We start from the raw sequence: 9,946 nt of genomic DNA on the forward strand, positions 1-9,946 counted from the left end.
GACTCAAGCCCGGCTACGGCCGGGCCCACAAGAACACAACAGGATTACGGTTTAATTATGGAAGTATCTCGCGTACGGGCCTTGCGGGGCCCTAACCTCTGGAGCCACGACACCGCCGTGGAAGCCATTGTTTCCTGCACCACGCAGGAACTCGACATCGCCCAGTTGCCCGGCTTCGAAGCCCGCCTGCGCGCGCGCTTTCCGCATCTGAGCCCGCTGCAACCGCTGGGCAATTACAACGCCGCGCCGATGGCGCAGGTGCTGGAGCTGGCGGCGCTGGGCCTGCAGGCGCAAGCCGGCTGCCCCGTCACCTTCAGCCGCACCACGCCGACCCTGGAAACGGGCATCTTCCAGGTCGTCGTCGAATACTCGGAAGAAGCCGTCGGCCGCCTGGCCCTGGAACTGGCGCAGCAGCTGTGCCAGGCCGCGCTCGACGATGCGCCGTTCGACCTGACCGGCGCCCTGCACCAGCTGCAGGAACTCGATGAAGACGTGCGCCTGGGACCGTCCACCGGCGCCATCGTCAACGCCGCCGTGGCGCGCAACATCCCGTTCCGCCGCCTGACCGAAGGCAGCCTGGTGACGTTCGGCTGGGGCAGCAAGCAACGCAAGATCCAGGCCGCCGAAATGGACGGCACCAGCGCGATTGCCGAAGCCATCGCGCAGGACAAGGAACTGACCAAGAAGCTGCTCGATTCGGCCGGCGTGCCGGTGCCGCACGGCCGTGTCGCCATCGATGCGGACGACGCCTGGGCCGCCGCCTGCGAGATCGGCCTGCCCGTCGTCGTGAAGCCAAAAGATGGCAACCAGGGCAAGGGCGTCACCGTCAATGTCACCACGCGCGAACAGCTGACGGCCGCCTTCCTCGCGGCGCAGGAATTCCGCGACGACATCCTCGTCGAACGCTACCTGCCGGGCCACGATTTCCGCCTGCTCGTCATCGGCAACAAGATGGTGGCAGCGGCCCGCCGCGACCCGCCGCAAGTGGTGGGCGACGGCCAGCACACGGTGCGCGAACTGGTCGACCAGGTCAACCTGGACCCGCGCCGCGGCAGCGGCCACGCCACCTCGCTGACGAAAATCCGCTTCGACGACATCGCCCTGGCCAGCCTGGCCAAGCAGGGCTATGTGGCCGAATCCGTGCCGCCCGTGGGCCAGCGCGTAATTTTGCGCAATAACGCCAACCTGTCGACGGGCGGCTCGGCCACCGACGTCACCGTCGACGTGCACCCGGAAGTGGCGGCGCGCGCCGTCGCCGCCGCGCACATGGTGGGCCTGGACATCTGCGGCGTGGACGTGGTCTCCGAAAGCATACTGAAACCGCTGGAAGAGCAGAACGCCGGCATCGTCGAAGTGAACGCAGCACCAGGTTTGCGCATGCACCTGGCGCCGTCGTTCGGCAAGCCGCGCCCCGTGGGCGAAGCCATCATCGCCGCCATGTTCGCCGAGGGCGACGATGGCCGCATCCCCGTCGTTGCCGTCACGGGCACCAACGGCAAGACCACCACCGTGCGCCTGATCGCCCACCTGCTCACCACCTCGGGCCTGCGCACCGGCATGACCAATACCGATGGCGTGTACATCGAAGGACGCCAGATCGACAGCGGCGACTGCAGCGGTCCGCGCAGCGCGCGCAACGTGCTGCTGCACCCGGACGTGGACGCGGCCGTGTTCGAGACGGCGCGCGGCGGCATGCTGCGCGAAGGCCTGGCTTTTGATCGCTGCCAGGTCGCCGTGGTGACGAATATCGGCGCCGGGGATCACCTGGGCCTGAACTACATCACCACCGTGGAAGACCTCGCGGTACTCAAAAGGGTGATCGTGCAGAACGTGGCCGACAGCGGCGTGGCCGTGCTGAACGCCACCGACCCTGCCGTGGCGCGCATGGCCAAGAATTGCAGCGGCACGGTGACCTTCTTCGCCGCCGACAAGACGCATCCCGTGATGGCCACGCACCGCGCGCAGGGCAACCGCGTGGTGTACGTGGAAGACGGCAAGCTGGTCGCCGCGCAGGGCAAGGAACGCCACGAAATCGCCCTGTCGCAGGTGCCGATCACGCGCAACGGCGCCATCGGCTTCCAGGTCGACAACGTCATGGCGTCGCTGGCCGCCGCCTGGGCCGTGGGCCTGGACTGGAAAACCATCGCGCTGGGCCTGAAAACCTTTGCCAATGAAGCCGACAATGCGCCGGGCCGCTTCAATGTGTTCGATTACAAGGGTGCCACGCTGATCGCCGACTACGGCCACAATCCGGACGCCATCCTGGCGCTGGTGCAGGCCGTGGAAAGCATGCCGGCCAAGCGCCGTTCGGTGGTCATCAGCGGCGCCGGCGACCGCCGCGACGAAGACATCCGCCAGCAGACGGAAATCCTCGGCGCCGCCTTCGACGACGTGCTGCTGTACCAGGATCAATGCCAGCGCGGCCGCGCCGACGGCGAAGTCGTGGCCTTGCTGCGCCAGGGCTTGAACGGCGCCAAGCGCACCAGCCATATCGATGAAATCAACGGCGAATTCGTCGCCATCGACAAGGCCTTGGCGCGTTTGAACGAAGGCGATCTGTGCCTGATCCTGATCGACCAGGTGGAAGAAGCGCTGGCGCACATCGCCAAGCGCGTCGCCGAAGCGTAAGCGCAGTCTGACTGCAGACAAGGGCGGCCTGCGGGCCGCCCTTTTTATTGGCGCCGGTCGCCTTCCTGCGCGCACCCGCATGGTGCAAAAGCCCTCTTGCAAGCTTGTAAATTCAGGCATGAAAATTGCTCATAAGAAAACATCAGTGGGCTGACGAGAAGGTGGGGCACGCATGGTGGGCAGAATTTCGCGCATGATCGGAAAATTGACGGTGGGGCGCAAACTGGCGCTGATCTATTTGCTCGACCTGTCCGCCGTCATCTTCATTTCCGGCATCCTCATCAACGAAAAATACATCGCCATCGATTTCTCGCGCAAGGAGATGGCGGGCAACGACTACATCGCCGCCATCCGCGATGCGCTGCTGCCACTGACGCGCAGCACGGCGCAAGCGGACGCACAAGCCACCGCCATCGAACAGGCCGAGCGCCAGTTCGGCGCAGGCATGCGCAGCGCGCAATTGAGCGGGGAATTCGCCACCCTGCTGCGCCAGGCCGGCGGCACGCCAGCGGCACATGACGGCATGGCGCCCGCGCCCGCCTTTGTGGCCGGACGCGCACTGCTCACGCGCGTGGGCAACCAGTCGAACCTGATCCTCGACCCGGATCTGGACAGCTATTACACGATGTCGCTGGTGATCCTGCGCTTTCCCGAGCTGCTGGAAGTGATCAACAGCACGCGCGCCCTGGCGCTGCAACTGGCGACGGCCGAAGGCGCGCAGCGCCAGCGCCTGCAGACCCAGTTCCTGATTCTCGAAGGCCGCATGGATGCCACCATGGGCGGCATCGGCAGCGACTACACGGAGGCGTTCGCGGCCAGCACGCCGCTGCTGCGCCGGCACCTGGACGGTTCGCGCGCGGCCCTGCGGCAAGCCGTGGCGCAGTTTCGCGCCAGCGCCCAGGCGCTGGCCGGCATGCCGGCCCATGCCGATGGCAACGCCGCGCTGCTGCGGCACGATGCGGCCGCCGTCGCGGCCCTGCAGCGTGCCTGGCGCGCGGCGGAAAACGAATTGCACCGCCTGATCCAGCTGCGCGTGGACGGCTTTTTCACGCGCATGTGGCTGCACCTGGGCACGGCCGTGCTGCTGCTGGCGATGATACTGGGCCTGGTGTTTTTCGTCGCGCGGCAGATCGCCCTGCCCATCCGCCGCCTGGCGCGCGTGGCGCAGGAAGTGCGCGAAACGGGCGACCATAGCCTGCGCGCCATCTGGGACAGCGAGGACGAAACGGGGCGCCTGGTCAGCGCCTTCAATACCATGCTGCAGCAGCTCGACTTCCAGCGCATGGCGCAGCAGGACCTGGTGGCGCGCGCCAGCGCGGCCGATGCGCAGCGCCAGCTGGTTGACGCCATTCCCATCCCGCTGATGGTCACCTCGATCCCGCATCACCAGGTGCTGCACGCGAACCAGGCCGCGCACGCGTGGCAGGGCGGCCTGGAACTGGACCCGTGGGTGGGCGGCATGAGTCCGCAAGCCCGTTCACGCTTCTTCCAGCGCTTGAGCGACCTGGGCGCCGTCGATGAATTCGAGGTGTGCTGGAGCGGCGGTGGCACGCCCACCTGGGCCTTGATTTCCGCGCGCCTGATCGACTACCAGGGCCAGCGCGCCGTGCTGTCGACCTTCACGCCGATCAACAAGATGAAGCTGATGGAGTCGCGCCTGGAATTGTGGGCCAAGGTGTTCGAGGCATCGGCTGAAAGCCTGATCGTGATGGATGCCGACATGCGCATCATTACCGTCAACCAGGCCTTCCGCCGCCATTCGCTGTACGACATGGTGGAGCTGATCGGCAAGCGCCCCTCTTTCCTGCTCGCGCCGGACAACCCTCCCGAGCAGCTCGACAGCCTGCGCCAGACCCTGGCGCGGCGCGGCTACTGGCAGGGAGAAATCTCGGTGCAGCGCAAGTCGATGGAAAACTATCCGGCCTGGCTGGTGATGAACGCCGTGCGCGACCTCGATGGCGTCACCACGCATTTCATCGCCAGCTCGCTCGACATCAGCGAACGCAAGGCCAGCGAGCGGCAGATCGAGCACATGGCCCACCACGATGCGCTGACGGGACTGGCGAACCGCCACGTGTCAAAACTGCGCCTGGCGGCCGCCATCGCGCAAGCGCGCCGCAGCGGCGAAAAGGTGGGCGTGCTGTTCGTCGACCTGGACCGCTTCAAGCACGTCAACGACGCGCTGGGTCACCACGTGGGCGACGCCCTGCTGCAATCGGTCTCAAAGCGCCTGCTGCAACTGGTACGCGAAGGCGACACCGTCAGCCGGCTGGGCGGCGATGAATTCGTCGTCATCCTCAACGGCATCGGCGACGCGGAGGCCATCGCCGCCCTGCTCGACACGCGGCTGATACCGGCCATGCGCGAGCCGCACCAGGTAGCAGGCAACGTGCTGTATGTCTCGTGCAGCGTGGGCGTGGCCATCTACCCGGACCACGGCGACGACATGGATACCCTGATGCGTCACGCCGATGCGGCCATGTACCAGGCCAAGAGCGGGGGGCGCGACCATGCGCGCATTTTCACGCCGCAGATGCAGGAGCAGCAATTGCAGCAGCTGCACCTGGAAAGCGACCTGCGCCACGCCATCGAGCGGCAGGAACTGGTGCTGTACTACCAGCCGCGCATCGATGCGCAGAGCAGCCGCCTGAATGGCGTGGAAAGCCTGATCCGCTGGCAGCACCCGCAGCACGGCCTGATCGCGCCCGACAGTTTCATTCCCGCCGCCGAGGAGTCGGGCCTGATCGTCTCCATCGGCGCATGGGTCATCCGCGAAGCGTGCCGCCAGCAGCTGGCCTGGCGCGAGGCGGGCGCGGGCGACATCGCCGTGTCGATCAACCTGTCGGCCATCCAGCTGAAAAGCGGCACCCTGGTGGCCACCTTGCGCGAGGTGCTGCGCGAGTTTTCCGTCACGCCAGGACAGATCGAATTCGAACTGACCGAATCGATCCTGATGGACAATGTGGACGATACCATCGCCACCCTGCACGCCATCAAGGCGCTGGGTTTTGCGCTGTCGATCGACGATTTCGGCACCGGCTATTCGAGCCTGAATTACCTGTGCCGCTTCCCGCTCGACAAGCTGAAAATCGACATGAGCTTCGTGCAGGACATCCACGGTTCGCCGCAAAACCTGGCGGTGACGAAAACCATCATCGGCCTGGGCCACACCCTGGGCTTGACGGTCACCGCCGAAGGCGTGGAAAGCGCGGCCGATGCCGACGTGCTGCGCCACGCCGGCTGCGACGAACTGCAAGGCTTTTACTTTGCCCGCCCCATGCCGCAGGCGCGCTTCATGGCATGGCTGGCGCACAGCGCCGCGCCCTGCGCCGCCTGACACCTCCGGTGCGGCACGCGCCGGATTCGACAACGTGCAGTGCGCCGCCAGGGCGCATGAATGCAGCAGGGATACCGGAAATGATATGGACATCGCAAAAGAAGTCATTTGTGGGGCAAAGTCATTCCCCCTACCATGTTTCCTGAGCAAGTTTCAGCTCTGGCGGCAACTGCTGCAGCGTTCTCAACATAACTAAAATACAGGTGGAGACAAGATGAAGCAATGGATGGCAACGGGCACCCGCACGCCCAAGCACAACACACGGTTGACCTTGAAGGCCACGGTGGCCGCCCTGGCCGGCGCGGGCCTGCTGAGCAGCGCTTCCGTCTGGGCGCAACAGGCGCCCGCCGTGGAGACACCGGCGGCAGAAGTGGCAGAAGCAGCGCCGGTGGCGGCGCCAACCGACAATGCCGACAATGCAGGCATCGCCGTCGTCGCCGTCACGGGCGTGCGCAGGGCAGCGCAAAGCGCGCAGACGATCAAGAAGAACAACGACCAGGTGGTCGACTCCATCGTCGCCGATGAAATCGGCAAATTCCCCGACAAGAACGTGGCCGAAATCCTCGGCCGCGTGACGGGCGTGCAGATCCGCCGCGAAGGCGGCGAGGCGGGCTCCGTCATCATCCGCGGCTTGCCCGGCGTGGTGACCCTGCTCAACGGCCGCGAGATGTTTACGTCGGTGGGCCGCAGCCTGTACCTGGCCGACATTCCGACAGCCATGCTGCAGCGCGTGGACGTGTATAAATCGCAGGGCGCCGACATGGTCGAAGGCGGCACGGCCGGCGTGGTCGACGTGCGCACCAACCGTCCGTTCGACTTCAAGGGTTTTACGGCATCGGGCAACGTGCGCGCCGAGCACCGCGACAAGTCCGGCTCGACGGACCCGAACGTCAGCGGCATGGTCTCGAACCGCTGGAGGACCCCATATGGCGAATTCGGCGCCCTGCTCGGCCTGTCCTACCAGCGCAGCAAATACTATGACGAGACGATCTGGAACGCCGAACCCGTGAAGCGCCCCGAAGCGGGCAATATCACGGGCCCCGATTCCGTCGGCATGATCCCGACCGTGGGCGACCGCAAGCGCTACGCGGCCAATGCCGCCTTCCAGTGGCGCCCGAACTCGCAGGTGGAAGTGTATGCGGAAGGCATGTCGACCCTGATCAAGCACGCGTTCGACAGCCAGTTCTTCGTCGGTTCGCTGCCCTGGGGCCAGAACCCGGACATCACTCTGATCCCCGGCACCAACCAGGCGGCCACGGTGGGCAAGATCGACGGCCCGTGGTCGCCCTTCACGCTCGGCTCGACCCAGGCGCGGCGCGACCGCTCGATCGGCTCGCAAGGCGCCATCGGCGCGCGCTGGGACATCACGCCGCAGCTGCGCGCCACCACGGAGCTGGCGCGCACGGTCAGCAACTTCGAACGCGAATTCCCCATCCTCGACTTCCTCGCGCATCCGACCAGCATCATCGGCAGCACGAACGTCAACGGCGGCGCGCAAATCAGCTACCCCGGCTACAACATGCTGGACCCGAAGAACTATACGCTGCTCGGCTTCTACGATAACCACAGCCACGACGAAGGCAGCTCGACCGACTGGCGCGGCGACGTTACCTACGACATGGACAGCACGGGCTTCTTCCGCGAATTTTCGGGCGGCGTGCGCCTGGCCAAGCGCAAGGCCGAATCGATCCGCGAAAAAAATGGCCAGGGCGGCCTGACGTCGACCATGTATGCGGACGCGATTCCCGGCCTGGCGTGCACCTCGCACCAGAACACGGGCAACTTCGGCCTGCAAAGCTGGCTCACGCCATGCCGCGACTTCATGCTCAACAACACGGCCGTGCTGCGCCAGCTGTTTACGGGCAGCAGCGAACGCAGCCCCGACGATCCGATGACCCACTACAGGGATGTGGAAAAAACCAATGCCGTGTACGGCAAGGCGCGCATCGGCTTTGACCTGGCACAAGTACCGGTCGACGGTACCCTGGGCGTGCGCGTGGTGCAGACCAAGCAGGATTTGCAAGGCAATTCCTCGCAAAACGGCATCATCACGCCGGTGCAGGTGAAAACGTCGGATACGGACGTGCTGCCCAGCCTGACCCTGAAAGCCATGCTGCGCCAGGACCTGATCGCCCGCCTGACGGCCGGCAAGGCCGTGCAGCGCCCGAACTTCGCCGACTTCAATCCCGGCGTGAGCCTGGGCCAGAGCCTGGAGATGGTGCGCCCGACGGGCAGCGGCGGCAATCCCGACCTGAAACCCGTGGAAGGCAAGAACCTCGATGTGGCGCTGGAATGGTATTTCGCGCCGACGGGCTCCGTCACGGCCACCGTATTCCACCACAACTTCAAGAATTACATCCTGTCCGGTTCAGCCAAGGAAACGTATGGCGGCATCGTGTACGACATCACGCGTCCGCGCAACACCTCGAAGGGCCATCTGCAAGGCCTGGAAATGGCCTACCAGCAGTTCTATGACAAGCTGCCCGGCTGGATGAGCGGCCTGGGCCTGCAGGCGAACGCCACCTACATGACGGGCGAACTGGAAGAACTCGATGGCGGCGTGCATCCATTCACGGGCATGTCGAAATGGTCGGCCAATCTCGTCGGCCTGTACGAACAGGGACCGTGGTCGGCGCGCCTGGCGTACAGCTGGCGCGATAAATATGTGGACGACTACAACTACCGCGGCAAGGGCATGCACCTGACCGTGGCGCCGACAAAAACCCTGGACGCGTCGGTGTCGTACAAGCTCAACCCGCACACCACGGTGACGCTGGACGCAAACAACCTGCTCGACTCGACCTACCGCGACTACCACGACACACCGGACTACGTGCGCGATGTGCGCCGCTATGACAAGGTCGTCGGTTTATCGGTACGCTGGAGTTACTAGCCCCCTCTTTCTTCCTTGCGAGGGTTTTCAGCGCCAGCCGGCAACGGTTGGCGTTTTTTTTGCCTGCTTCAAGTATTGGCAGGGTAGTACATGTCGTAAAACCAGCCGCAAGCATTTTCGATATACTGCTGGATACGCGGCGGAATCGCATGCTGTTGCGGCGGACGGATGCTGGAAAACTGCCGGTGCGTATATTTCATGCGGTAGTGGCTGTCGCTTTCGCGCAAACCCACGCGCAGCTTGCCCGGATCGATCTGGAACGGTGCCAATCCCAGCCAGGCATACAGATGCGCCATGCATTCGGCCGGGCGTGCCATCATGTCTTCAAACCGCAGCACGTACAACCTTTGCTGCACTGCCAGTGGCAAGTCGGGGATGCCTTGCAAATCGCTCAATGGAGCGCCGATGGTACGATCCTTGCCAAACAGCATGTCGGCCCTGCCCAGCCGGTCGTAATCGGCCAGGTGATCGATGAAATCGAGCAGGATCGTACGCTGGTGCTGGGCTTCGACCGAACCATACACCTGCCCCAGTTCGCGCACGCAGACGATCAGCTTCGCTTCCGGCGCCAGTTGCAGCAGCATCTCCATCGCCTTCAGCCATCCGCGATTCTTGTCCACTACGGCCTGCTTGCCGCAGTCCTGGTACCAGCCGCGCAGGAAGCCGCGCATCGCCGTCGTCAAATGCCCATAGCTGGCGTCGAAGCTCGTATCGAGCTGGGACAGAAAAAAAGGATCGTCGCTGATCGTATGCCGCATGCCGAGCAAGGCATTGCACAATGGCGAACTATTGCCTTCACTGTGCAGATCGGGATGCTGGGCCAGTAACTGGCACAGCAACGTCGAGCCAGCACGCGGCAAGCCGGATACGCCGATAAAATGTGGAGTCATTGCATACCTGTGAGATTGTGAAGGCCATTTCCCGATTATAGGAGAGCACGGCACCAGCAGGCGGCAGAAAAAATGCCGCTTCGCGTACATCACGAAGCGGCACACCCACTGGCAAGCCCGGTTAATGCACGCTTACTGGCTTTCGATACTGCTGTTGCCAGCCGCCACAGGCAGTCGCAGGCCCGTATCGACCACACT

Annotated in this window: 4 protein-coding genes; 3 read left to right on the forward strand and 1 reads right to left on the reverse strand. The window is 64.6% G+C overall.

Features of this window, described 5'->3' with window-relative positions:
- The first annotated feature begins 57 nt into the window (after positions 1–57).
- The 3 genes from cphA (at position 58) to K0F86_RS07785 (ending at position 8,858) form a co-directional block, all read left to right on the forward strand.
- Entirely contained in the window at positions 58–2,628 is a 2,571-nt protein-coding gene (gene cphA, locus K0F86_RS07775; RefSeq protein ID WP_219133861.1) for a cyanophycin synthetase, read from the forward strand.
- Between the two features lie 193 nt (positions 2,629–2,821).
- Entirely contained in the window at positions 2,822–5,965 is a 3,144-nt protein-coding gene (locus tag K0F86_RS07780; RefSeq protein ID WP_257572035.1) for an EAL domain-containing protein, read from the forward strand.
- A 214-nt stretch (positions 5,966–6,179) separates the two neighbouring features.
- On the forward strand, positions 6,180–8,858 hold the full coding sequence (locus tag K0F86_RS07785; protein WP_219133863.1) for a TonB-dependent receptor: 2,679 nt from the start codon (positions 6,180–6,182) through the stop codon (positions 8,856–8,858).
- A 68-nt stretch (positions 8,859–8,926) separates the two neighbouring features.
- Here K0F86_RS07785 and K0F86_RS07790 read toward each other — a convergent pair whose 3' ends face one another.
- A complete protein-coding gene (locus tag K0F86_RS07790; protein WP_219133864.1) occupies positions 8,927–9,748 on the reverse strand; it encodes a sulfotransferase in 822 nt (273 codons plus the stop codon).
- Between the last annotated feature and the right edge of the window lie 198 nt (positions 9,749–9,946).

It is taken from the genome of Janthinobacterium sp. UMAB-60, assembly GCF_900095235.1.
Lineage (GTDB): Bacteria > Pseudomonadota > Gammaproteobacteria > Burkholderiales > Burkholderiaceae_D > Janthinobacterium.

What these genes read in the sequence shown, in the direction of transcription:
- K0F86_RS07780 (WP_257572035.1), top strand. Translation starts at nt 2,822, where the DNA reads ATGATCGGAAAATTGACGGTGGGGCGCAAACTGGCGCTGATCTATTTG.
- K0F86_RS07790 (WP_219133864.1), bottom strand. Translation starts at nt 9,748, where the DNA reads ATGACTCCACATTTTATCGGCGTATCCGGCTTGCCGCGTGCTGGCTCG.
- cphA (WP_219133861.1), top strand. Translation starts at nt 58, where the DNA reads ATGGAAGTATCTCGCGTACGGGCCTTGCGGGGCCCTAACCTCTGGAGC.
- K0F86_RS07785 (WP_219133863.1), top strand. Translation starts at nt 6,180, where the DNA reads ATGAAGCAATGGATGGCAACGGGCACCCGCACGCCCAAGCACAACACA.